Raw genomic sequence first — 25,498 nt, 5'->3', positions numbered from 1 at the left:
TTGCAATTTAGTTATCCTAGCTGGCTCCCATCTGGGGGCCTTTTTTGCATCCTTCAGATTCCGCTCGGATTATGCATTTGCAAATAGAATTCGGGTCTGACGGATTCGGTCTTCATCACCCCACAGGCTAGACGGAATATCAGGATCACATTCCAGGGAGAAGTGCAAATTTTTGGCGGTAGCCCTTGGCGAAACCGTATCAAAGCAATCCTTCAGCACCGAATACAATTCATACTGCACAGGATTCAATACAAATTCGCCACTTTCTATTTTCGCGATTTCCTGAACTTCATGAACGACAGACAAAAGTCCTATAGAGGCGACCTGCACGTTTTTAACATAGTCATGAACACTTTCATCACGGGCATCACGAAGGAGAATTCGAGTCATCCCCAGAATTCCGTTCAGAGGCGTCCTAAGTTCCTTGGCTACGGAATCCAGGAAGTCAGACTTTCTACGTACCGATCTGACAACACGGATTCGATTGATCAAGGTGATTGTACAAAGCACTACGATTACAATAAAGATCGAACCAAAGACAACCAGCACCTGCACCAGAATTACACGGGAACGGCCAAAGACCTGGCTCTTTTTAACAAGGGAGACCATGTTCCAGCCATTTTGGACAGCCATGGAGAAAACCATATATTTGTCTTTATGGTACACAAATTCAAAGGGCTTTTCACCGGCCAGCAAAATTTCACGAGCAAGCTTTTCTTCATCCATTCCCCATGCTTCAGAAGAAAGACAATCAAAGCCCTGGCGAATTTCACCGGAACTGGCTATAACAAGGCCATCCCTATCCATAACCATCCAGATATCGCCAACCTTTTCTTTTCTGGAGGCGATGAAACGGGACAAGCTCGCCAAGGGCAAAGTAAATGCGACCACATTTTTTTCGTCCAACAGGCTCTTGCTAAAGGAGATTACAGGCTTTGCGGAATTAGTGCTGGTAAACGGTTTTCCAACGACAACACGACCATGAGTACGCACAGCATCCTTATACCAGGGTCTACGCAACGGCATATACTCATCGCCAGGAAGCCAGTCTCCATCGTGAACAAACTCTCCATTCACAACTCCAAACACATTGCCTGATAGGGAATCCGTCTGCTTAGAAGCCCTTTTCATTTCCAGGGCCATAAATTCCTGGATTTTTTCGACAGGCTCGCCGGAGGCAATCAGATGATCAACAATCATCGCGGCCGACTCTAGCGCAAAACTTGCCCTATACAGAAAGTCATTCAAGGCCTCGGCATTCTGACGGTGCTTGAAATCAGCAAGAAGAACGGCATCCCGCTCATTCTGTCTCAAAAAATTTTTCGAAACGAACATTGCACATAGGGCGACGCAGCCCAAAAACAACATCATCACAATGATGTAGTATGCAACATAACGCCCTTCTCTTGCACCGTTTCTAGATGTCATAAACCAAGAGCCTCATTGATCTTCTTTATCACCACCTGATAGTTCTTCATCATCGAGCCGTGATTACATTTCACGAAGGCAACATCTCCAGAAGAGCAAGCCATTTCCAGAGCCTTGGCCTCTTCCGACAATTTCTTTGCACCGATGGTAAGAGAAGTGCTCTTCAGGGCGTGCACAACAATCCTGTAATTCTTCCAGTCTGCCGCAACGAAAAACTTTTCCAGTTCTTCGCTCTTGTTTCCGGCAAGATATTCCTGCAGCATTTCGATGTAGAAACTTTCGTCGTTCATACACAGTTCAAGGCCGGACTGGGCATCAAGTTCGCGAAGAGTACAAATCTTTTCGTAAGTAGACTTCTTTTCCTTTAAGTCGGAAGCGCTGGAGCTTTCAGCAGAGGAATCACCATCTACTCTTTTTTCGTTTCCATCAGAATGATTCAGGTATTTCCTAATCAGGAATAGCAGTTCCTGCTCACGAACGGGCTTTGACAGATAGTCGCTAAACCCTTCCTTAAGGTAATATTCCCTGGCACCGATAATCGCATTGGCGGTAAGCATCACTACCGGGACTTTTTCATTCTTATTTCCCGGAAGACTCCGCATCAGACGCATGGTTTCCACGCCATCCATTTCCGGCATCATGTGATCCAGGAAAATCATGTCGTAATTATTCTTTTGGACCATCTCCAGGGCCTGACGACCACTCAAGACGGCATCCACCTGCATGCCAGTATCCTTAAGCAAGCCCTCCACGACCTTCAGGTTCATCTTGACATCATCAACCACAAGAATGCGCTTGCCGGCCGCTTCCAGATGAACCTTGGGCAGTTCCTGCTTTGATGCCAGGGAACGATACTTCTCGGAGAAGTTACCCATCTTATCAGGATTCTTTACAACCTGAGGAATGCTGACAAAGAACGTGGAGCCCGAGCCATACTCACTGATGACGTGAATTTCGCCATCCATCATATCAACAAGCTTGCGAGAAAGATTCAAACCGAGCCCGGTACCTTCCACATTGCGATTCTTCATTTCGTCAATGCGCTGGAACATCTGGAAGAGTTTGCTCTGGTCTTCACACTTGATTCCCTTACCCGAATCGCTTACCGCGATTTTCAACAGGATCTTGGAACCAACTTCCAAGGTATCACAATCCAACGGTTCAAAACCAACCGTAAGCTTTACAAATCCCTGTTCGGTGTATTTCACTGCGTTAGAAAGCAGGTTGTTTATAATCTGACGAATTCTAACTTCATCACCCAAAAGTCCGACCGGGAGATTTTCATCCACATCCAGACGGAAGTTCAAGTTCTTGTCTTCGGCCTTCGTCACAACCATGTTATAGCAGTCATTCAAAACCGAGAACAACTCATAGTTGTTCAGCAGAATTTCCATTTTTCCGGATTCAATCTTTGAAATATCAAGGATAGAGTTGATAATCGAAAGCAGAGTATGGCTTGCACTCTGAATGTTCAGCGCATACTCCTTTAAATTATCATCATTACATTCCTTCAACAGCATGGTGTTCATGCCCAGAATACCGTTGATAGGAGTGCGAATTTCGTGACTCATGTTCGCCAGGAATTCAGACTTGGCGCGGCTCGCCACCTTCAAGTCTTCCATGGTTTCGCGAAGTTTCTTTTCCTGGTCTAGTAGCAAACGGTTCTGCTTTCTGTAGGCGTAATCCTGGTACTTAAAGATGGTTCCGAAAATTGCAGACACAATGGCCAGCGAGATGACCATATTCCTGATTCTAAAATCGGCAGGCATTTCTGCAAGCAGACCAGGATGTACGTCAAAGTAAAAGATACAGGCACTGAGCGACACCAGCCCCACCACATACACGATATAGCTGAGCGCACCACGCAACGTAAGGAAGGCAAAAATAAGTCCCAGCACGAACCACAGAATCGTACCGCTCTCAAGACCACCCAAATTCTGATAAATCAACGGAAAGAAAATAACGTTTGCGCCACCAGTCACCACAACACCCGCAAGCTGAGGATGCTTCTTTACCGACAGCACAAGTCCAACGCAAACAACCGCAAGAAGAGCAAGAATAATAAGCCCGTACTTATCCCTTTCGAAAAAAAGCACGAACATCGAAATGACAAAGCCACCCACCAGAACAGCCCAGAGGATCAGATTCAGAAGACGAGTCTGAATCTCGATTTTTTCATCGAAAAAAATCTGCCTGAACTGTTGCAACCGAGACTTAGAATTCTCCATAAAAACCCTCATCGCGCATTTCGTAATCAGCGTCTTCCCAAATCATTTCCAGCATCAAGTCTGCAATCTGCGGATCGAATTGTAGGCCGCGTCCCCTCTCGATTTCAGCACGGACCACCGCCTGAGGAAGCGCACTACGATAGCTACGACGGGAAGTCATGGCATCATAGGCATCTGCGACAGCAATGATTCTTGCAATTTCAGGAATAGCATCACCCTTCAATCCGTCGGGATACCCCGTGCCATCATAACGTTCATGATGCCAGTGGGCGCCAATTTCCATATTGGGCATTTCAGAAATATTCTTCAGGATTTCCGCACCAATGGAAGGATGGGCCTTGATGACTCCATACTCAGAATCAGTCAACCGACTGGTCTTGTTGATAATGGCATCGGGGATGCCGATCTTGCCGATATCATGAAGCATGGCAATAAAGTAAATCTCTTCTAGTTCAGAAGGAGTTTTGCCCATACGTCTCCCAAGTTCACGGGAATACTTGGCCACGCGTCTTGAATGACCATTGGTATACTTATCCTTGGCGTCAATGGTACTGGCAAGAGTCGTAACCACCTGCAATGACAAGTTGGCCACCTTGCGACGACTATCGCTCAATTCCGCAGTACGCTTTTCCACTTCTTCCTGAAGGGAATCCTGCAAGCGCTTCAAATCGAGAATTCGGTTCAGTCGGTGCAACAGCACGTCCGCCACGAAAGGTTTCTGGATGTAGTCCAGGGCGCCAGCCTTGAACACCTGAATTTCGGTTTCACGATCGTTGTCCGCAGTCAAAAAGACAACCGGAAGTTTGTCACCGTCCGGCAGCAAACGGATCTGCTCCAGCAACTGGAAACCGTTCATTTCCGGCATATGCAAATCCAGCAGGGCCAGGGCAGGAGTAGAAGTCTTCAGATACTCAAGGGCAGCCTTACCCGAAGACACGCAAGACACATCGTAATAGCTCCCCAGCATACGCTGAGCAAAACGAAGGTTCATGTTGTCATCATCAACCACAAGAATGCACTGCCTAGAAGTTTCGCGGAAAACCTTGGAAATCTGTTCTACCAGGCTAACAGGCAAAATGGGCTTCTGTATAAAATCCAGGGCACCCAACGACTGTACAATCCTCTTTCGTTCACCATCGATGGTACCCGTAAGAAAAACGACCTTTGTACTTCTAATCTTTTCTTCGGCCCTAATAAGCCTCAACGTATCCAGGCCATTCATCCCCGGCATTTCAACATCAAGGAGAACAAGGTCCACCTGAGACCGACGCAATACATCGAGGCAAGATTCCCCTGAATTGGCTGTCAAGACCTCAAAGGAAAATCCTTTCAGGATCTGTTCAGTCATTTTCATGGATAGATGATCGTCGTCTACAACCAGGATTTTTTTCCCTCGCCCTTCCATATCGGCTCCTTCTACAGTCTTCCTTAACCTCAAACATCCATACAAGCAAAATATAAGATTTATGAATTATATTTTTGGGCTATGAATTTTAATGAAAACAAGTTGAGCAACCTTTTAGACGAAGCAAAGGCCCAGAGCATATTCAACAAGGCCGTCGCCGGGTTCATCCTCCCAGACGGGACAAGAAAAATCCTTCACTTGGGCACTCCGGAAGACACCGTTTTCGACATTGCAAGCCTGACCAAGGTATGCCCCACTTCAACGCTAGCGCTTTGCCACATTCTCGAAGGGCGGCTATCCCCCGAGACCAAGGTCATCGACTATATTCCGGAATTAAGAACAAACTATCGTGAAGAAATCCGGATATTCCACCTCTTGACCCACAGCCTGGATTACAGGGTCCCCATGAAAACCTTGCGGGAACTTCCGGCCGAAAAAATCCTGGAAGCCCTCTACAATTACCAGTTCCAGGCTCCACCGGGCGCAGACTTCAACTACGGCAATCCGGCAAGCGTCCTTCTGGGCATTATCCTGAGCCGCCTTACAGGTATGGATTTACAGCAACAGGGACGTCTAACCTTTTTTGATCCGTTAAAAATGAACCGCAGTGGCTGGGATCCGCTTACAAGGGACTTCAACAGAATTCCCAAGGAAGAAATCGCCCCTACAGAAATCTGCGCATTCAGGAACCGCGAAATCCAGGGAGAAATCCACGATGAAAGCGCCTGGGTATTGCGACAGCTCTTCCCTGTAGGGAGCGCCGGCATGTTCAGCTGCGTACCGGACCTGCTGAAGTTCGTCCAGATGGTTCTTAACGACGGCACCAACCCCGTCAGCGGCGAGCGGATCGCCCCGGCAGGCCTGCTGGAACTGGTCAGCACCAACGCCTTCGACGCAGAAGGCCACCACACAAGCGCAGGTCCTGTCAACGCCTGTACCGCCCTAGGCTGGGAACTGAACTCTCCCAAGTTCATGGGAACGAAATGCTCTCCACGCACCTTCGGAAAGACGGGCTTTACAGGAGCAAGCATCGTCGCCGACCCCCACAAGGGTGCTGCCGTGGTCCTCCTCAGCAACTTCACCTATCCCCATCGCGAAGCCAACGCAGACCGCATCCACGCTTTCCGTGCCGCCCTGGCCGACGCCTTCTTCGAAGACATCGGCTAGCCGCCCCACAAGCCGCAGACAACCTCCATAGGTACAGCAAAAGCCCCGCAAGTCCTACCGGACCTACGGGGCTTTTTTTCAATCTCTAGAGAAAGACCGCACTAAAGGCAATTACTTGCTGGCATTGCGCTTCATCATCTCGCGGCGCTGTTCTTCAGCCAACAGGCGAGCCATTTCAAGACGGCTATCTTCCTTTTCCTTCTTCTTGGTCTCTTCCTTACAGTTTACGCACTTGGTAGCAGTAGGAACAGCCATCAGACGGGCCTTGGGAATCAGCTGGCCACAAACCTTACAGATGCCGAACGTACCCTTCTTAATACGCTTCAGGGCTTCTTCCAGGTACACCAGGTACTTGCCTTCGCGGGCAGCCAATTCGAAGTTTGTTTCGAGAGCGTTGTAGTCGGTAGCAAGGTCTGCACTATTGGATTCGCCACCGTCACCAGCCTGGACCTGGCTCTTGAAAGTCTCCGCCTTTTCGGACTCGCTCTGTGCGGTCACGATTTCGCGGCGTTTTTCAATCAGCATATCTTCAAAGAACTTGAGATCAGCGTCGCTCATTTTTACAGGTTTCTTTTCAGCCATGGTAAACTCCTTGGTTGTGAATTACTCTATCAATAGAGTGATAAATAACTTTTTTTTTACAAAATAGTTTGTTTCTACTAAAAAAAATTAGAAAATGTCCACATTAAGCTTGACACCGTTCTTTTTTATATCGGAAAGCAGGGCATCTATGTCAACTGTCAGCTTTTCTATGCTCTTGCCGAATGCGCCATCCTGATCTAAAATCAGACCAGCCGTGTTGTCATCCTTGGACAATTTTATCAAAAGGTTAGCGCTCTGGTCCTTCATGTCCTTCAACTTAAGAAGCAAGGCGTCTACTCGGCCCAGCAGTTCCTCCACCTGGCCTACCTTGGAGCCACCCTGCACCACAACGCCGTCAAGCGCCTCCTTCACCTTGTTCAAGTCTTCATCCAGCTTGTCGAAGATGGCTTCCGCATCGGACTTCCAGGCCTTGACGTCCTTCTCGGCCACACTGATTACGTTCTTGCCCTTCTTGATAACCCTTTCGGTCCTCTTGCCGATGTCACCCTGAAAAACGGAATCCACGAACATGCGCAGGGCGTCCTTGATTTCAGCGACGTCATCCAGCATTCCCACCAGTTTGAGGCCCACACCCGACGTACCCTCATCATAGTGCCCCTTCAAGGTATCACCATCATGGATCAGGCGGGAATCATCCCCGGTTAGAACGCACATTTCACGTTCGCCCATCAAGCCAGAGTTAATCAACCTGAACTCGGAATTGACAGGAATCTTGGTGGTTGCATAGACCCGCGCCGTCACAAACACAGCATCCTCGGTCAACTCCACCTTGGTAATCTCGCCGGCACCAATACCGCGAACCTTCACCGGGTTCCCCGGCGACAGCGTACCGATAGCATCGTAACGCACCACGAAAGAGTAACGGGCATGGTAGGGGCTAGACGGGTGATAGTAATACCAGGCGCCAGCACATGCCAGCACCAGTATCACGAACACGATGGAGGGAATGATGTTTTCCCTGACAAGCCTCACGAATCTATTCATAGTATGACCAGTTCTCCGGGTCAAAATCTAGCAAATCCTCAACGTATTCGCCCTTGGCCTTGGCCTTGATCTTTTGCATGAGGGCTTCGTTAAAGTCTTCCGCCACATTGTGCCCGTTCATCTTCATCAAGGTGTTCATGGCAATGACTTCGGAAATCACCGTCAGGTTCTTGCCAGGCGCCACCGGAATGACGATCTTCGGGATGTTCACACCCATGATGGTTTCCTGCTGCTCGTTGAGGCCAGTACGGTCATAACCGCCTTCCTGGCGCCACTGCTGCAATTCCACGATGGTTTCGATCTTCTTGGTCTTACGGATAGCGTGAATACCGAACATAGACTTGATATCCAGAATGCCAACACCGCGGATTTCCATATGATGCTTGATCAGGGGATCCGGTCGGCCGATAATGGAACGGCCCACATGACTGATATGGACTACGTCATCGGCAACCATGCGGTGACCGCTTTCTACCAGGTCCAGCACGCATTCAGACTTACCTACGTTACTGTCCCCCACGAACAGCATACCGATACCGTACACGTCCACAAGGCTTCCGTGAATCACGGCGTGAGGTGCAAAAAATTCTTCAAGAATACGCTGAGACAGCTTGATGAATTCGTAGGAATGGAGCGTCGTAGAGAACAGAGGTATTCCCAGGCGTTCACACATGGCCTTCAGTTCCGGATGAGGCATCTGGGCATGCGTCACCACCCACATGGGAGCCTTGAAATCCTTCAGGCCTTCAAAAACCTTGGCACGACCTTCAGAACCGATTGATTCCAGATAGTTCCATTCAGTATGTCCAACGACCTGAATCTGCTGGGAACTATAAACCGCCGTGTAGCCTGCCATGGCGAGGCCGGGTCTGTGAATACCACTTTCCGCAATGGGAGCGTCCATAAAACTTTCGGCAGTGTGGCAGGCCATCTGCAGGTCCTTGCCGTACCGACAAAAAAAGTCCCGCACCAGGAAGCGTTCCCGATGCAGGATCTTGATATCTTTCAGTCTTGATTCAGCCATAGACTAAAATTATACAATTTTAGCGCGGCTGTAATTAGACGACGTCAGACATAGGCTGAGCACGATGGTCATTCTGCTTGTCGTTCGCCTTCTTCAGCTGGACCTTGACACGTTCGAGGGTTACATCCACGGCCTTGCCCATATTTTCTTCGTCGGCAGAGGCTACAACCTGGGAGCCAACAATGTTCACGGTGATTTCGCAATGACGGCGATTTTCAACTTCGTGATCAAGGACGACGGAGGCGCTTGTGATATTCGGGTAGAAGCGAGCTAACTTGTCCATTTCTTCCTGAATACGATCCTGGAGACCTGCAGATGCGTTAAAGTGGCGAGCAGAAAACTGAATATCCATAGTAAAAACCTCCGTAGAAAAAAGTGAATATCTGCGAGGCGAAGCGCCTCACGTTTAGGTATATACATCTTTTTACTTCAGAAAACCAATAGGAGCCGTCATTTTTGTATAAAAGAAATGTTCCAACTTGGAATAATGGGGGTGCAGGCCCATTGAATTTACTTTAAGATCTTGCGCTGACTTGCCGTAAGAATCTTCAGGGAATTTTCACGGTACTTCGCAACGGTACGGCGAGCCACCTTCATTCCCATTTCCGCAAGTTTGTCGGAGATAGCCTGGTCAGAAAGAGGCTTTCGCTTGTCTTCCTCATCGATCATCTTCTTCATGGCGTCAAGAACCTGGGCAGAACCGAGAATTTCCTCTTCTGCTCCGGAACTGGATTCGGCACTCCCTGCAGAGGGCTTCTGCTTGATACCCGAAGTAAAGAAACGCTTCAGTTCATAAACACCGTAAGGGGTATCCACAAACTTTCCGTTAGTCACTCGATTCACGGTACTCACATCGCGCTTTACGTCGTCTGCAATATCCTGCAGCACCATGGGCTTCAAAAAGGCAGGGCCCTTAGAGAAGAACTCCTTCTGACGTTTAAGGATAGCCTGCATGACCAGTTCCATGGTAGAGTAGCGGTTATCTACCGCCTTCATGAATTCCATGGCCTTGTTCAGGTGGGTCTTCACATAGTCACGGTCAGACTTGGAGGCATTCTTGTCGTCGATAATGGCCTTGTAGGTCTGATTGATGCGAAGGCGTTTCTGCATGGGGGAACGGACCGCTTCCGCAGAGAACTTTCCGCGTTTTTCAATAATTTTAAGATCGGCGGATACCGTCTGGATGCGTGCGTTAGACAGAGAGAATCCCGGATGGGGATTCAGCCTTGCAAAGCTGGCAATAGCCTTCTGCACAGATTCCGTCGGTTCGCCAAGGGCCTTTCCAATCTTGGCGTAGCGAAGTTCCAGAAGGTCTTCATAGCAGTTTTCAAGAATCTTGATGGCCAGGGGAGAAAAGTTGGGAATGCCGTAAGCCTGAATCAAGAAACACTCGCGCTGGTCGCGGGCACCGATTCCACGGGGATTGAAACCCTGCAGCACATGCAAGGCCTCTTGCACCGGAAGGGAACATTCTTCCAGCTTCTTCTCGCCACGAATCATGGTTTCAATTTCATTGATAAATTCATCGTCAGAAATATTGATGGGGGCGTTTTCCTGTTCGCCCACCTGCAAGAAACCATCTTCGTTCACGGAATCGATCAGGTATTCAACCAGTGAACGGAATCGCTTTTCAGAACAGTTATTTTTTGCCAGTTCTTCCAACTGGTCGCGAGTTCCAGACCAAAGCATCAGCTGGTCGCGAAGTTGTTCCTGAAGGCTCTTGCCGTTATCCTTGATGGGGCGGTCCCATTCGTCATCGGCTTCAGCATTACCCGCATTCAAGTCCTTGAAGGGTGCGTCATCGGAACCGGTTCCGTCAGAAAAAAGCTGTTCGTAATTCACATCGCCATCGGAACCATCCAAAAGTCCGCGATCCACCAGGGCGCTATCATCCAGAGAGCCGCTTTCACGATCGTCGGCATCGCCATAGGCGTCATTGTCAGCAGAGGATTCGCCAGAACGTTCCGCCCCGGATTCCGAGAGTTCATCATCGCGAACTTCACGTTCCTCGTCAGGCATGGAATCATCCAGTTCCAGAAGGGGATTGCTTTCCAGCTCATCCTTGATGGCGGTTTCCAGTTCCAGGGACGTTTTCTGAAGGATATTGATGGACTGCAACAACTGGGGCGAAAGGGTCTGCTCCAGTCGCTGACTCGTGCCTAAGTTCATTCCTAAATCCATAAAACCGTCCTTAAAACTTTCAATAATTTTTATTTATAAAATTTGCATTTCCTATATGCAAACCCAATTAATCCAATCTAAAGCTATCGCCGAGGTAAATACGTCTTGCCTCGGGGTCGTTCGCCAAATATTCAGAGGAGCCTTCCGTAAGAACCTGGCTCTTGTACATAATGTAGGCCCGGTCCGTAATGGAAAGGGTTTCACGCACGTTATGGTCTGTAATGAGGACTCCCATACCGCGGTCCTTCAACCCGGAGATGATGCCCTGGATATCGGCCACGGCAATGGGGTCGATACCGGCAAAAGGTTCATCCAGCAGAAGGAAGCTGGGGTCGCTGGCCAAAGCACGCGCGATTTCAAGACGGCGACGTTCGCCACCGGAACAGCTCATAGACTTGGTCTTGCGAATGTGGGTAATCTTGAATTCTTCCAGGAGCTGCTCCAGACGAACCTTGCGTTCACGGCGCTTCATGTCCTGAGTTTCAAGAATGGCCATAATGTTATCTTCTACGCTAAGCTTGCGGAAGATGGAAGCTTCCTGAGGAAGATAACCGATGCCAAGTCGTGCGCGCTTGTACATGGGCTTGTCGGTCATCTCGATATCATCAAGAAAGATATGTCCAGACTCAGGGCGGACCATTCCCACGATCATGTAGAAAGACGTGGTCTTGCCGGCACCATTGGGGCCAAGAAGGCCGACAATCTCACCCTGCGACACACGGATAGAAACGTCGCTTACGACCTGACGGCCACCATAAACCTTTCGCAGGTGTTCTGTGCGTATGGTACTGACAAGGTTCTTCACTTTTTTTCCTCTACATGCTTAGAATTTACATTCACCGCGGATGAATCCGATGGAGTTTTTTCTGATTTTTTTCTGGACCGATTCCTGTCCAACAAAGCCTTCTTGAAAGCCGACGGCTTTTTCGCGGGTTGCACTTCCCGCTCCTTACTATCGATAGAAGCACCGGCTTCTGTCAACGAATCCGCCTTATTTTCTTTTTTTAATGAATCCACCTTCGCCAGGGAATCCTTCAGGGCAAGTTCCTTGTTACGGCGTTCCTTTTCCAGGTCAACATAACGGCCGCTGGCCATAGTGGAATTACCTAGAAGCTTCAGGGACTTTACTGCATTCTTCTGGGCGTCAAACAAGATATGGATGGTATCGCCCGATGCCTCATTCTTGCCAGACACGGAACGATCCTTCTTGATGTAGAAATAGGTACTCTGGGCCTTGCCGGAGACCACGGCCTTGTCCATCTTGCCCTTGTTAAAATACATGTCAAGGCGGTCGCCGTCCATCAAGTTTCTGTAATCCTGCAGGTCCGTCTCGTAAAAGAAACCGCGGGCGTTCAAGTTCACATAGAGGCGTTCGATCTTGTTTCCGCTGAATTCTGCAAAGAGGGTATCGCCAAAGGCTTCCGTCACGCTACCCGGAGCATTCCTCTTCGGTTCTTCCTGCTGGATGCCGTGGGCATTACGAATCACCAGCGCAGACTTCAGGGAGTTGCCGGTAGAATCCAGCACCAGGAAAATGGAGTCGCCCGTCAGGTGATAATTCTTCAGGTCGCAAGTCGGGTTGCCTTTCATCGAAAGCCAGTTATTCTTGCGGTCAAAATATCCCGTATCGCAAGTCACCACCATGTCGTTCTGGGTCAGCTTTACATGATTGAAAGCCTCGGCGTAATCGTCCTTCTTGCTGTAATTCATATTGTCAGCAGAAATGGCCACGTCCTTCTGGGTAATGGTCACATCGCCGCGGGCTTCCGCATAGCCATCTTTCTTGTTGTACACAATTCGCCTGGCCACAATCTTTACGGTATCCTCGCCGCCGGACTTGTTCTTCTCGAACTGGCGGAGCACCGGCTTTGTAGGCATGGTCAGGATTTCCTTTTCCTTATCATACTCCAGGTACTCGCCGGTAAAGTAGTAGGTATGGGCGGAATCACCAGCATGGACATCGCCGGTAGCGGTGGCGAGGCCACGTTTCTTCTGGTACACACCGTTGCGGGCATCGATATAACCCGAGGGGTGGGTAAACAGGAAGCCGCCATCACATTGGACCACTTCACCATCCTTATTCCAGATGGCGCGCTGGGTCTTGAACTGCACACTATCGTGAAGGAACTGCACACGGCCATGCAGCAAGAGAGTTCCGCGCTTGCGGGCCACCGCAAGACTGTCTGCATGCTTCATGATAATAGGCGAAGACTGCGCCACCGCCTCGCCCGAAAACAAGATCAGAATCGCAAACGCCAGGAACAGACCAAACTTGAAAGAACCAATGTATCGAGACATCTTCTAGTCCTTCGCCTCGTCTTTCTTCGTAAGGGTGCGCTTCCAGGATTTCTTAGGTCCAGGTTTTTTCTTGGCGCTGTCAGCCGGAGCCTGCGACGCAGAAGATTGCGGCACCCGTGTTCCAGAAGATGAAACCACGCGGACAGAACCAGCAGTCGGTCTAGCCCTCTGCAAACTATCGCGGGTCTCGATTTCGGAAGCCTGGTTCTTGTCCTCTTCCTTCAGGCGTTTAGCCGCATCCTGGAAAATGCCGGTCACGTCAGAAAGAATCCGCCAGTTGTCCATATGGGCGTCACTTTCAAAACCCTTGCCCTGAAGCACGTCGCCGTCTTCGCTAACCACACGAACATAACTGTCAGTCTTTACCAGGTTGTCCTTCTTGTTCCACAGGAGGGAATCGGAGCGGACCGAAGCCCCCTTGGGCGTCAGGGCATAAACGTGGCCATAGGCATACACATAGGTAAACTTCATATCCAGGCGGCCGGAATCGGCACGCAGGAACGCGGTACGTTCTCCCAGGGAATCGTAAATGTCCACCAGGACCGGCTTCACAAAGACAAGGTCCTTGTCGCCCCAACGTTCCAGATAGGCCGTCTTCAGTTTCCAGGCCTGCACACCCTTGTCGTAACTATCCAGAAGGGTGGTGTCGGTAAAAAGCATTTCCGGACGTTCCACCTGGATCCAGGGCTTTTCTTCTTCGATTTCCTCGCAACCGCACAGGAACAAAACGACCCACACCGGAACGAGAGCCAATCTCAAAAAAAGTTTATGTCGCAAAATTCGTGCCACAATCAAAATTTAAAAATAAAGGAATGACTGAATCGCGCCAACATGGCCATAAAACAGCAAAAAAGGGCCCGCGACCGAGGGACGCAGGCTCCTGTTTTTTTTTACAGTATTTGTACGGAACAAAAACCAGTCTGACTTACTTGGACTTGGCTTCTTCCAATTCCTCTTCCAGTTTCCTGTTTACACCGTCCTGCTTCTCGCAGATGTTCTTCAGGTTGCCGATTTCCACGTCCATCTTGGCCACCTGATCCTTCAGGTCTTCGCACTGGGCGGCATAGGTCTGTTCGGATTCGATGCGGCTGTTCAGTTCCTTGCGGAGGGAATCCACGGAGCAGCGGAGGGTTTCCACGGCGTTTTCAGCATCCTTCAGGGCGGGATTTTCTGCGTTTCCTTCACAACTGCAAGACGACTTCAGCTTCTTGGAAACAGCAAGGGCGGCAGCAGCGCCAAGGGCAAGACCGGCAAAAAAACTAGATGCTTTCATAGAGGACTCCTTAAAAAAATATTTACAACGGATATAATATCTCTTAAGAAAATGTAAAAGTCAATAGAAAACGCCCATTTTATGGGAAAATGTGATAAAATACCGCATACAATAAAACAAAAACCCCGAGTCTTGCGACTCGGGGTCTTTGCAGCGGGAAGAGCGAGATTCGAACTCGCGATAGGATTAAGTCCTATACGTCCTTAGCAGGGACGCGCCTTCGGCCAGCTCGGCCATCTTCCCATCTTGGGGGCACAAATTATACTTTATTTCTAACGCTTTTTCAAGGGGATTTCCCAAAATTTCTAACTTTTTTATATGCGTTTTCTAAAAAAGTTGTTGAAAATTGTGGCAGCATTTGCCCTGGTGGGCCTCATTTGCTGCATTCCCGTCTACATCCTGGTCTTTAAGGTGTTACCCGATAAGGATCCCGACAACCAGTTCAACAGGGAATCCATATTGCAGGTCCTTTCTGGCGAGACCCGCGTCTATTACAATGACGGCAACACCTTGCTAGGAGCCTTCTTTGACGCCAACCACCGTATCTATGTACCCTACGGCGACATCCCCTCCAATATCGTAAACGCCCTGGTGGCCGCCGAAGACGCCGGCTACTGGAACCACAACGGCTTCAGCATTTACGGTTTCACCCGCGCCATGGCATCAAACATCAAGGCAGGCCACATGCGTCAGGGCGGTTCCACCTTGACCCAGCAGACCGTCAAGAACATTTTCGGCCGCGAGGAACGCAGCATCAAGGAAAAGGGCAAGGAACTGATCAACGCCCTCCGCATGGAACGCCATTTCAGCAAGCAGGACATTCTTGAATTCTACCTGAACCAGTTCCACGTTTCCGGTACCGGTAAGGGTGTAGCCATCGCCGCCCAGTATTTCTTCAACAAGGAACTGAAGGAACTGAGCCTCGCCGAATGCGCCTTCATTGCAGGTTCCGTAAAGGGGCCCTTCAACTACGACCCGTTCATCCAGCGTAGCGCCGAACGCCGCGAAAAGGCAATCAAGCGTGGCGAGGAACGTCTGCGTTACGTACTTGGCCGCATGGTCGACGAAAAGTACATCTCCGAAGAAGAAATGGCCGAAGCCCTGGAAACGCCGCTGCAGTTCAACCACGGCAACTTCCGCTTCTCTGTCAGCACCATCCTGGAACGCATCGAAGAAAAGCTGGACGGAGACTTCTTCAAGGCTGAATTCGAAAAGCATGGCATCGAAGACTGGCGCAAGGCTCAGCTGACCATCATCTCGACCCTCGACGAAAGATCCCAGGATGCCGCCAAGCGCGCCCTGCAGACAAATATCAGCGGACTCCAGATGCAGTTGGGCGGTTTCGTACTTCCCAAGTCCCAGTTCGCCAACAAGGCCCAGAGCGCCCGCCGCGGCGACTACCTCTACGGCGCCGTCGACAGCGTATTCGTGGATTCCACCGGCAAGCTGAAATCCCTCACCTTAAGTTTCGGCCAGCTTAAAGGTATCGTCACCGAAAAGGCCATCAAGGATTTCGCCGTACAGATCAGCGGTGACGCCCGCAAGCCCGGCGACGTGAACAAGGCTCTGGCACCCCAGTTGAAGAAGGGGGCCATCCTCCTGGTCAGCATTCTGGACGTAGAAAAAATCAACGGTTACGTTCCCTGCAAGATCGAGACGGAACCTGTATTGCAGGGCGGCCTCTTCGCCATTAAGAACGGCCAGGTAGTCGCAACCCAGGGTGGTTTCCACAACACCGGATTCGACAGAAGTTTCAAGGCATTGCGTCAGCTGGGCTCCAGCTGGAAACCCCTGCTCTACGCATTGGCTCTCAAGTACAACTACAATTACCTGGACCCGCTTGAAAACGACTTCAACGTATTCCAGTTCACGAACCAGTTCTACTTCCCTCGCCCCGACCACAAGAACAAGGGCGACATCGTAAGCATCGCCTGGGCCACCACCCGTTCCGAAAATATCGCCAGCATCTGGCTGCTGGAACACCTGCTGGACAAACTCAGCCCCGAAGAATTTGACGCCGTCGCCAAGGAAAACGACTACGCCCGATTCGACAACGAAGATCGCAAGGCCTACTTTGAAAGACTCCGCGACAAGTTCGGTCTAACCTTGAAGGAAGAAGTAAAGAAGGAAATCGAATTTACCAAGGCCAAGTTCGCCCTCATCGAACGTTACAAGGGTGAAGGCAAGGACGCCAAGGCCAGGGCCGTCATCAACCTGCGCTACGGCACCCACAACGACATCGCCATGAAGCAGTCCAAGAAGGATGCCCAGACCGTCAAGTTCATCCAGCACAACTACAAGAGCTATTATGAAAAGCTCCGTGCCCGCGAGGCCCTGGAACTGGATCCGGATATGGCAGCCCAGCTTCCGCCTCTGGAATCCGTGGAGCTGTTCCCCGACTTTACTCTGGCCGACATGAAGCGTCTGACCACCATGATCGAACCCGTCGATGGCGAAGCCGATTACCTGGATGCAGACCACATCCGTTTCTGGCCCGACTACAGACGTTCCCTGGCCATGGCCGACTACGCACGCTTCGCCAAGGAAATCGGCATCCACCAGAAGTTGCAGAAAGTGTTCAGCATGCCCCTGGGCGTAAACGAAATTACCCTGTCAGAAATTTCTACCGCATACCAGACCCTGCTTACCGGCAAGATCTACAAGAGCCTGGATGGCGACTGGACCGACCCCAGCTTTATCAAGGAAATCAAGAATCGTGACGGCACCACCATCTTCAAGAACAAGATGGAATCCAAGACCATCCTCGACGACAACATTACAACCCAGATGGCCGTAATGCTCCACTCCGTATTCAGCAACGGTACAGCACGCAGCCAGTATAACGCCATTACGGTTACTTCCCCCGATAGCACCGTCAGCCTGCGCTACCCTGCATTGGGCAAGACCGGTACTACAAACGACTACAGAAACGTGGCCTTCATGGGCGCGATACCCACCTACAGCGGCGAAAAGAACGGAGCCACCTTGGACTCTGTCGTGGCCATCGGTAGCTACGTGGGCTTCGACAACAACAAACCTCTTAAGTCTGGACGTACCCGCATTGCAGGTGCCTCTGGCGGTCTCCCCCAGTGGGCAGCCTTCGCCAAGGAAGAAATTGAAATCATGGGCACTCCCAAGAAGGTGGACTTCCTGGATATTTCTGTTCTGGCCGCAGGCGAAGTCCCGCTACAGCTAGGCAATGAACGAGGCGAACTTGTAGTAGATCCCATGACCGGTATGACTCTTGCCGGGGCCAGCGCCGAAGCAGGACGCCCTCTCCCCTGGATCGACATTCCGGGCTACACTCCTCCGCAAGTGCAGGAAATGGCCGCGGAATCTGCAGCAGAATCCGGCATCATGGTTAGCTTACCCATGCCCGCTGCAGAACAGCCCGAAGCCTCCACCGCCCCAGCAGAGGTCGCAGCATCGGATTCCACAAGCGCACAGGCTCCCGCAACAGAAGCAACTGCAGCAGCGGAACCCGCACCTCACGCACCGTCTGTTACACCGGCACCGGCCGCAGCCGCCATGCCCAAGGATGATGACTGGGATCTGCCCGAAGGATTCAATGGCAACAACGCATTTGTTCCTATCGAGGCCGAATAAGTTTTTAGCCCTTTGAAAAAGTTCAGGACGATTTTAAAACAAAGGATCTTTGTATGAATTTCAGTTCTCGTATTTTTTTAAGTACCGCAGGAATCGCAGCAATGGGACTTTCCCTTTCTGCATGTACAGGAGCCCCCGCCCCCTGCACCGAGCCTGAAAACACAGAACAGCAATCCTCTCAAGGAGCACAGCAGGCAGCACCCGAGCAAGTTCAGGAGCAGTCCTCCTCTGCGATTTCTGAATCTAAACCTCAGCAAACCGCAGCACCCTCCTCCAGTTCAGCAGTCCCTAAGAACGAACTTGTTTCCCAGTCTGCGGAACCCGCCCAGCAGTCCTCATCCTCTATGGCCTCCGCCCAGGAAAAGGTCTCGGAAAATGAACCCATGGCCCTTACGGTCATCGACCCCTACACGGCGTTCCCCGCCATGGCAAACGAAGTTTTCGAATATGCCGATAGTTTGTACAAACAGGGTAAGGTCGACGACGCTGTAAAATATCTCCAGCGTTTCCGCGTCATCAAGCCCCTGTGGAATCAATGGGAAAATCAGGCCGACTCCATGCTGGCCGAATTCGGAAAGACCAATGCGGAACGCGCAAAGCAGTTCGAGCCGCTGGTCCTTGAAATTCAGAACATGAACCGCGCCCGTTCCAACTACAGTCTGGTGGCCGAAGCCGCCGATAACCTCATCGCGCTGGTTCCCGGCGATTCCCTGACCAACTTCGCCAACCAGCAAAAACAGATCGCCTACAACAACACCCTGGACAAGGCCCGCAAGGAAAAATCCGAAATCCTCAAGTTGGCAAACGACCAGGCAAAGTTCACCGAAGCAGAACAGAAAGCCTTGGAATTCCAGATGCGTTATCGCGACTTCGAAGACCCACTTAAGATCCAGGCCATGATCGACGACATCCGCAACATGTCCGCCAACAACGACGCCGAAGCCGCCGCCTACTGGCAGAAGAACGATCCCGCCGAAGCACTTGCCAAGGCAAAGGACCTAGTGGAAAAAAGCAAGTTCGCCGAAGCCAAGGAACTTCTGAACAAGCTCAAGTCCAGCCCCCTCCGCAAGGAAGCCATCGAGGAATACAACAAGCTGGCCGACGCCTACTGCAACGCCCAGCGCAAGACCACAAGCCAGCTCTTCGGCAAGGCCCAAAAACAGAAGGACGCCGCAAAGAAGGCCGCCCTCCTGAACGAAGCCATCGCCTCCCTGGATAAATGTCTGGCGGAATATCCCGACAACTCCCAGAAGCAAAAGGTGATCGACAACAGGAACTTCCTGCAGAAGGAACTGAGCAAGTAAATGACCGCAGCATCCGCAGATTGGTGGCAGTACGGCCAGTATCCCGCTTTCTTTATCCTGGGCGCTGTCGTCAGCCTCATCAATAGCATCGCCGGCGGCGGAAGTTCCCTCAGCCTTCCCATCATGATCTTTCTGGGAATGCCCCCGACCGTGGCCAACGGCACCAACCGCATCGGCCTCATCATCGGAAACCTGAGCAGCGTCCACAACCTGGCAAAACACGGCTACCTGAACAAGAAACTCTTCAAGCAGCTATTCTGGCCCTCCCTGGTGGGAGCCCTCCTTGGCGTAGGATTTCTCGCAAACATCGGCGACAAGGTATTCCAGGCCATTATCGCCGGAGCCATCTGCCTGGTAGTCATCATGAGCCACACCCGCAAAGACCTGTTCGGAAAGCCCCCTGCAAACCCGCCCGAAAAATTGACCCTGGGCGGAGCCATCGGGTTCGCCCTGGTTTCAGTCTACGGATGTATCGTGCAGATTGGCGTTGGATTCGTGCAGATCTTTAGCCTCACCCGCTACACCGGTCTAGACCCCATCCACGTAAACGCCCTCAAGAACTGCCTCACAACCGTATTCCTGGTGGTCAGCACCGCGGTTCTCGCATTCACCGGAAAAGTGAACTGGCCCATCGCCATCGTCATGTCAGCCGGCGCCTGGTGTGGCGGTTATTTCGGCAGCGCCCTCCAGCGCAAGAAAGGCAACAAGTTCATCCAGAATTTTATCAGCGTCTGCAGCCTGGTCATGGCAGCCTACCTGGTGGTGGACCTGGTCCTTCAGTAAATCAGATTTCGCAGGAATCAAGATTCTTTTTTTTGGGGGATAAGCGGGCGTTTTACCGCAAACCTGGAACCCCTCCGGGGTTTTAAAAGCTGGTCGAGACTTCCCATCAGAACCGCTTCCAGAGTCTTGTCTCCGGCAGCAAGAACTTCCTTGTCGGATCGTTTCAGCTTCTTGATTCGAGCCTCTAACCGCAAGGCATGCTCCTTGGATTCCAGCTCAAAAGTTCGCAGAATACACTCCGGCGGAAAAGCCTTGGTAAAGCGAGCCCCCTTGCCAGTCAGATGCTGCTGAAAACGGGCCTCCACATCCACGGCATAACCCGTGTAGATGCGATTCCCCTTACAACGAAGCATGTATACAAAATGCGGCATTATTAAAAAAGGGCGGTTACCCGCCCGATTATATCTTAGTGGTGACCGTGTCCTTCAGGTTCATCCTTGCTCGGCTTAGAAACCAAGCTCATATAGATGGTACCCAGGATGGCGGCACTGAAGCTTCCCAGCAGAATGCCCAGCTTTGCGGAATCCTGACGATCGCCAACATCGAAGGCGAGACTTGCCACGAACAGAGCCATGGTAAAGCCGATACCGGCCAACATGCCACCGCCCCACAGAGCCTTCCAGCTGTAGCTCGGACGCTTTGAAATACCGATCTTCACAGAGAGGAAGCTGAACAGGAAAATGCCGATAGGCTTACCGAATACCAGAGCCAGGGCAACAGCGCCCATCACGGGAACTTCCACACCGCCAAGCTTGATTTCGACACCGGCATTGGCCAAGGCGAACAGCGGCATAATGAAGAAGTTGACCCAGGGAGCCAAAGTCTTGTAGAGGCGTTCCTGCATAGAAATACTTTCCTTGGCGCCCTGCTTCAGCAGGCTGAACACGCGATATTTCTCTTCGCTGTCGGTAGCTTCGCCAGAAAGAACGTGACCCACATTATTTGCAAACAGGCCCATCTTGCCGCCGGCAATCACAGCCCTGGCCGGAACGGAAAGACCAAGCAGCACACCCGAAATAGTGGGATGCACGCCGCTCTTTACGAAGAAGGCCCACACAGCTATGCCGATTACGCCATGGAGCAGCAAGTTGCGAACACCCAGACGGAACAGCACATTGATCAAGACCAGCAAGGCAACGCCAGTACCCAGAGCGGCAAAGCTGATACCGTCACCGCTGGGGTAGCCAATGGCAATCACGAGAATGGCACCGATATCGTCGGCGATAGCCAAAGTCAAAATCATCACGCGGAGAGCATGGGGCACCTTCTTGCCAAGGATAGCCATACAGCCAACCACGAAAGCGATATCCGTTGCCGTGGGAATACCCCAACCACGAGTCGCGTCCGTACCTGTCAGACCGTTTACAGCCAAGTAAATCAAAGCCGGGAAAAGCATACCGCCGGCAGCCGCGAGAATCGGAAGACTTGCAGCCTTCGGATCGCGAAGTTCGCCGTAAGTCATCTCGCCCTTCACCTCGAGACCCACGTTAAAGAAGAAGATGGTCATCAAGGCATCATTGATCAGCCAATGCAAATCAGCAGTACCAAGCCAGCTACCGATAGTCACGGCAAAAGGCATGTGCCATACATGATGATAGGACTCAGGGCTGAGATTAGCCCACAGCAAAGCTGCAATGGTCATAATGATAAGAACGATACCGCCAGTAGTCTCCACCTTCATGAGACGTTCAATGGGGGTAAGGATCTTGCGGACCGGAGTTTCCGGGAAAAGTTCTTCGATGCGATCGCTGCTAGTCACTTTTGCGGACATACACACCTATGGTTGATTGTTTTTGTTTTTTCAGCCCTTGCACATTAAAGATAATCAAAATTTTTTTTTAGTCTACGCAATTCGCCACCGAATTCACCCTAAAGACCACCATCTCAAAATGTGCCATAACGCACTAAAAGTTTTATAATATAAATCACCATTTCGTAAGTAAATTATATTAAACTTGAAAAATTCTTGCGGATATTGTCAAATGAAAGAAAGAATGAAGAAACACCCCCTTCTGACCAAAGTCGTTATCGCCCTACTCTGTGGACTTACCTTCTATTTGTTAGGTTTCCCCTGCCGAATATTCCTCAAGATTTCGGATACGACGGAAGTCCGCCTGGTTGCAGCCCTCCCCATGCTGTTTTCCATGACCTTCGGTCTCCCCGGAGCCCTGGGCTGCGCCTTCGCAAACCTCTTCTCCGACATCCAGTCAGGATACTCCGCCGCCGTCTTCATACCGGGATTCCTCATCCAGATTATCTACGGGTACATTCCCGCCAAAGTTTGGCATTACCTCCGCCGCAATAACATCAACAAGTTCCGACTGAACCGAGTCCACAAAGTCGTAGAATACCTCATCATATCCACGGCAGACGCCCTCCTTGTGGCGTTCCTTATCTGTCTGCTATTAAAGTGTGTCGGCCTCCCGTCGAATTTTATCCTGGGCGAAAATATCTTCTTCAACAACTTGCTGGCGATGATCGTAATGGGCATCCCCTACCTAAGCCTATCCTCCGTCGTGTTCCAGTATAAGTACCACCGCGCTTCCCCCAGGAATACCATCCTCTCGTTCTCCCTTAACGAAAAATTCCTGCTGTTCATACTCCTGCTGAGCATCCTCATTTCTATCTGCTCCGGTATCGCCGCCTATAACGTGTTCCACTATAGGTACAACCTCAGCAATCTGGACCTATGGAACAAGGTCTACTACAGTGTCGTCATTACCTTGAACATCCTCATTTGGGGAAGCCTTATCCATCTGCGGTTTATCGAAAGCACCGTTATCAAGCCCATCGAAAAGATGAGTGAAATCGCCATGATATTCAGCCACGATTCAACCATGGAAAAGAAGCTGGAGGAAATCTCCAACAAGTGCGAAAAGTACCTGAAGTACACCACCGAAATCGGCGCCCTTTCCCGCTCCTACGTAGACATGTCCCGCAAGATCGATGACTACCTGAACCACATTATGGCAATGACGGCGGAAAAGCAGAAAGAACATACGGCCCTTGAAATTGCGACAGCCATCCAGCTGGCGGCCCTCCCCAAGCCCCTCCACTCCAAACGATTTGAAAACTACGCCATGATGGACCCCGCCCTAGAAGTTGGCGGTGACTTCTATGACTTCTTCTTTATCGACGAAGACCACATCGCCCTCTGTATCGCCGACGTATCCGGCAAGGGCATCCCCGCAGCATTATTCATGATGGTCAGCAAGATTATCCTGCGCCACAACCTGATGAACGGCTACTCTCCAGCCGAGGCCCTGGTACGAACCAACCAGGAAATCTGCGAAAACAATACCGTCGACATGTTCGTCTCCATCCTCTGCGGCGTTCTGGACCTAAAGACAAACGTCCTCACCTTCTGCAATGCGGGCCACGAAAAGCCGGCACTCCTGAAGAAGGGCAAAGAATTCTACCTGGCCCAAATCAAGAGCTTCTTTGTAGTCGGCGGCATGCCTGGCATCAAGTACCAGAACTTCGAATTGCAAATGGAACCCGGCGACATCATGTTCACCTACACCGACGGCATTCCCGAAGCCATGAACGAAAACAACGAGGAATTCGGCAACGATCGAATGCTGGCCGCACTGAATGCCTCCAAGGACAAGCCCCTGGAACAACTCTGTAAGGACGTTCGCGAGGCCGTCAGGACCCATGCCGGCAAGGCTCCCCAGTTTGACGACATTACCATGGTGGCATTCCGAATTAATGAAGGAACCTAGGTATAATCGCAAACAGAAAAATCTAACCCATAGAAAAAGCCTCGGACCAAGTCCGAGGCCTTCTTTAAATCGCTTACATTAAACCGTATCGATTCAGACTAGAACTGCTGAGGCGGCCAACGGGGATTCTTGGAGCTCATGTCGATCTTGTAGAAGTCGCGTTCGAAGCGTCCATCGTCCATGCCGTAAGTCTGCATGATATGGCGAGCCATCCACTTGCCCAGCTTCAGCACGGTGAGCTTCTTGCGGAGACGACCCTGGCAGTCACGATTCATGATGTCGGGGAGAGTGGAGGTGGTCAGAATTTCATCGATAGCGGGGCTGTTCAGCTTTTCACGAGCTTCTGCACTGGTGTGGAAGTGGGTGACGCCGAAGCACACGCGGTTGGGATGACCCTTCTTGATGTGTTCGCAGCACTGCACGATAGTAGTACCGGTACGGACCATGTCATCGAACACGATCACGTCCTTACCTTCAATTTCATCGATGCTGATGTCAGAAAGTTCCGGGTTGAAAGTCATGGAGATTTCACGTTCGCCAGTACGTACCTTGTCCATCACCACGCGCTTGCATTCGGGGAGCTGGAGAGCATCGAACACAGCGTTCATGAAAGGACGTGCGCCCTTATCCGGAGAAACGATCACCAGGTTGTTACCATCCTTACCAGTCTGCACGAAGTTGCTGTTCTTGATGTAGTGTGCATAGACATCGGTAGGAATCAGGTTGTGGAAATGACCTTCGAAAATATCGTTGAACAGGTTCTGAACCTTGATGCTGTGGTTGTGGCAGGTAACAACAGCGTCCACACCAGCCTTCTTCAGAAGATCGGCATAGAGCAAGCTAGTGAAAGCCTGACCATCAAACTTCTTGAGGTCGATATCCGGGCGATCCTTTTCCAGTTCGCCAATACGGTGGGGACCGCGGTCCTGTGCGGAGTAGAACAAATCCGGTTCTACGAGAACAACCTGTTCGGCGCCGTTATCCTTGGCAGCGCGGGCCAGGATGCAGTTACGCATAGCGTAGTCGTTACGACTACGTTCATGGTTAGAAACAGAGCAGATCAAGACAATCTTGCCTTCCAGACGGCGGCCGATATGTTCGATATCATCGGCATCCAGCATATAGCGGGGGCAGAATTCAGAGTTGGCGAAAGTCTTCAGGGAGACCACGTCGGAAATGTCTTCGCGGAGACCGATGTACTGAGCCATATCAATGGCAAACGGATCATCGGTGAAGTTGCCGGTCACGATAAAACGATCTGACATAAGATTGCCTTAATTTAAGGTTTTTTGGGGGTTAGTGGCCCAAATATAGATAGATTAGGACATCCTTGCAAGTAAGGCAACGCAATACATATCTATTACACAAATTGATAGACAGCTTTTGAGGGGATGATTCGTCGGGCAGGCCCCGCAAACCTGGGGACAGGCGGAAAGGCCGCCGGCAGGGTCCGCCTTTCCCGGTAAGCCTCCTGCGACAGCTCATGGCC

The 25,498-nt window shown here is 50.9% G+C and carries 20 protein-coding genes and 1 tRNA gene; 5 read left to right on the top strand and 16 right to left on the bottom strand.

Annotation, left to right across the window (positions count from 1 at the left end; genetic code table 11):
* Window positions 1-69: 69 nt before the first annotated feature.
* From BUB73_RS15865 to BUB73_RS15855, 3 genes are read right to left on the bottom strand one after another with little or no spacing between them, the layout of a single operon-like run.
* Window positions 70-1,428, bottom strand: a complete 1,359-nt coding sequence (locus BUB73_RS15865; protein ID WP_073287322.1) for a sensor histidine kinase — start codon at window positions 1,426-1,428, stop codon at window positions 70-72.
* On the bottom strand, window positions 1,425-3,656 hold the full coding sequence (locus BUB73_RS15860; RefSeq protein ID WP_073237473.1) for a response regulator: 2,232 nt from the start codon (window positions 3,654-3,656) through the stop codon (window positions 1,425-1,427). Before BUB73_RS15860 ends, BUB73_RS15865 begins: the two co-directional genes overlap by 4 nt.
* A complete protein-coding gene (locus BUB73_RS15855; RefSeq protein ID WP_139258453.1) occupies window positions 3,643-5,094 on the bottom strand; it encodes a response regulator in 1,452 nt (483 codons plus the stop codon). Before BUB73_RS15855 ends, BUB73_RS15860 begins: the two co-directional genes overlap by 14 nt.
* A 48-nt stretch (window positions 5,095-5,142) precedes the next feature.
* On the opposite strand from BUB73_RS15855, the gene BUB73_RS15845 reads away from it, so the two are divergent.
* A complete protein-coding gene (locus BUB73_RS15845) occupies window positions 5,143-6,228 on the top strand; it encodes a serine hydrolase domain-containing protein (protein ID WP_073287319.1) in 1,086 nt (361 codons plus the stop codon).
* A 111-nt stretch (window positions 6,229-6,339) separates the two neighbouring features.
* On the opposite strand, the gene BUB73_RS15840 is transcribed toward BUB73_RS15845, so the two are convergent.
* From BUB73_RS15840 to BUB73_RS15795, 10 genes are all read right to left on the bottom strand, one after another.
* A complete protein-coding gene (locus BUB73_RS15840) occupies window positions 6,340-6,810 on the bottom strand; it encodes a TraR/DksA family transcriptional regulator (RefSeq protein ID WP_073161186.1) in 471 nt (156 codons plus the stop codon).
* 87 nt (window positions 6,811-6,897) lie between these two features.
* Complete coding sequence (locus BUB73_RS15835; protein ID WP_073161187.1) at window positions 6,898-7,815, bottom strand: MlaD family protein; 918 nt, start codon at window positions 7,813-7,815, stop codon at window positions 6,898-6,900.
* Window positions 7,808-8,839 carry an HPr(Ser) kinase/phosphatase gene (hprK, locus tag BUB73_RS15830; RefSeq protein WP_073287316.1) on the bottom strand — a complete coding sequence of 344 codons (1,032 nt, stop codon included), beginning with the start codon at window positions 8,837-8,839 and terminating at the stop codon, window positions 7,808-7,810. The genes BUB73_RS15835 and hprK overlap by 8 nt, the downstream gene beginning before the upstream one ends.
* 34 nt (window positions 8,840-8,873) lie before the next feature.
* Window positions 8,874-9,191: a ribosome hibernation-promoting factor, HPF/YfiA family gene (gene hpf / locus BUB73_RS15825; protein WP_073161189.1), complete on the bottom strand. Its 318-nt coding sequence runs from the start codon at window positions 9,189-9,191 to the stop codon at window positions 8,874-8,876.
* 158 nt (window positions 9,192-9,349) lie between these two features.
* On the bottom strand, window positions 9,350-11,008 hold the full coding sequence (gene rpoN / locus BUB73_RS15820; protein WP_254794960.1) for an RNA polymerase factor sigma-54: 1,659 nt from the start codon (window positions 11,006-11,008) through the stop codon (window positions 9,350-9,352).
* Window positions 11,009-11,087: 79 nt separating this feature from the next.
* The gene (gene lptB / locus BUB73_RS15815) at window positions 11,088-11,825 is read right to left on the bottom strand and encodes an LPS export ABC transporter ATP-binding protein (protein WP_083538271.1); all 738 of its coding nucleotides are present in this window, start codon (window positions 11,823-11,825) and stop codon (window positions 11,088-11,090) included.
* Window positions 11,822-13,318, bottom strand: coding sequence for an LptA/OstA family protein (locus tag BUB73_RS15810; protein WP_073161191.1), 1,497 nt, complete (start codon window positions 13,316-13,318; stop codon window positions 11,822-11,824). The genes lptB and BUB73_RS15810 overlap by 4 nt, the downstream gene beginning before the upstream one ends.
* Before the next feature lie 3 nt (window positions 13,319-13,321).
* Entirely contained in the window at window positions 13,322-14,071 is a 750-nt protein-coding gene (gene lptC, locus BUB73_RS15805) for an LPS export ABC transporter periplasmic protein LptC (RefSeq protein WP_254795039.1), read from the bottom strand.
* A 172-nt stretch (window positions 14,072-14,243) separates the two neighbouring features.
* The gene (locus BUB73_RS15800; RefSeq protein WP_073161192.1) at window positions 14,244-14,591 is read right to left on the bottom strand and encodes a hypothetical protein; all 348 of its coding nucleotides are present in this window, start codon (window positions 14,589-14,591) and stop codon (window positions 14,244-14,246) included.
* Between the two features lie 154 nt (window positions 14,592-14,745).
* A tRNA-Ser gene (locus BUB73_RS15795) sits at window positions 14,746-14,834 on the bottom strand.
* A gap of 75 nt (window positions 14,835-14,909) precedes the next feature.
* On the opposite strand from BUB73_RS15795, the gene BUB73_RS15790 reads away from it, so the two are divergent.
* The 3 genes from BUB73_RS15790 to BUB73_RS15780 are packed head-to-tail and all read left to right on the top strand — an operon-like array spanning window position 14,910 to window position 20,284.
* Window positions 14,910-18,197 carry a transglycosylase domain-containing protein gene (locus tag BUB73_RS15790; protein ID WP_073287313.1) on the top strand — a complete coding sequence of 1,096 codons (3,288 nt, stop codon included), beginning with the start codon at window positions 14,910-14,912 and terminating at the stop codon, window positions 18,195-18,197.
* Between the two features lie 53 nt (window positions 18,198-18,250).
* Window positions 18,251-19,501 carry a hypothetical protein gene (locus BUB73_RS15785; protein WP_073161194.1) on the top strand — a complete coding sequence of 417 codons (1,251 nt, stop codon included), beginning with the start codon at window positions 18,251-18,253 and terminating at the stop codon, window positions 19,499-19,501.
* Entirely contained in the window at window positions 19,502-20,284 is a 783-nt protein-coding gene (locus BUB73_RS15780; RefSeq protein WP_073287310.1) for a sulfite exporter TauE/SafE family protein, read from the top strand.
* A gap of 17 nt (window positions 20,285-20,301) precedes the next feature.
* Here the strand turns inward: BUB73_RS15780 and BUB73_RS15775 are convergent, their stop codons facing one another.
* Entirely contained in the window at window positions 20,302-20,637 is a 336-nt protein-coding gene (locus BUB73_RS15775) for a GIY-YIG nuclease family protein (RefSeq protein WP_249269402.1), read from the bottom strand.
* A 53-nt stretch (window positions 20,638-20,690) separates the two neighbouring features.
* Window positions 20,691-22,055: a Na+/H+ antiporter NhaA gene (gene nhaA / locus BUB73_RS15770; protein ID WP_073287308.1), complete on the bottom strand. Its 1,365-nt coding sequence runs from the start codon at window positions 22,053-22,055 to the stop codon at window positions 20,691-20,693.
* Window positions 22,056-22,266: 211 nt separating this feature from the next.
* Between nhaA and BUB73_RS15765 the strand changes: the two genes are divergently transcribed.
* Complete coding sequence (locus tag BUB73_RS15765; RefSeq protein WP_249269403.1) at window positions 22,267-24,009, top strand: PP2C family protein-serine/threonine phosphatase; 1,743 nt, start codon at window positions 22,267-22,269, stop codon at window positions 24,007-24,009.
* 98 nt (window positions 24,010-24,107) lie between these two features.
* Here the strand turns inward: BUB73_RS15765 and BUB73_RS15760 are convergent, their stop codons facing one another.
* On the bottom strand, window positions 24,108-25,274 hold the full coding sequence (locus BUB73_RS15760; RefSeq protein WP_073161199.1) for a ribose-phosphate diphosphokinase: 1,167 nt from the start codon (window positions 25,272-25,274) through the stop codon (window positions 24,108-24,110).
* Window positions 25,275-25,498: the final 224 nt, after the last annotated feature.

The organism is Fibrobacter sp. UWH6, from assembly GCF_900142465.1.
Lineage (GTDB): Bacteria > Fibrobacterota > Fibrobacteria > Fibrobacterales > Fibrobacteraceae > Fibrobacter.
Note: the sequence above shows the minus strand (reverse complement) of the source record. Positions and strands in the feature narration are given on the sequence as shown.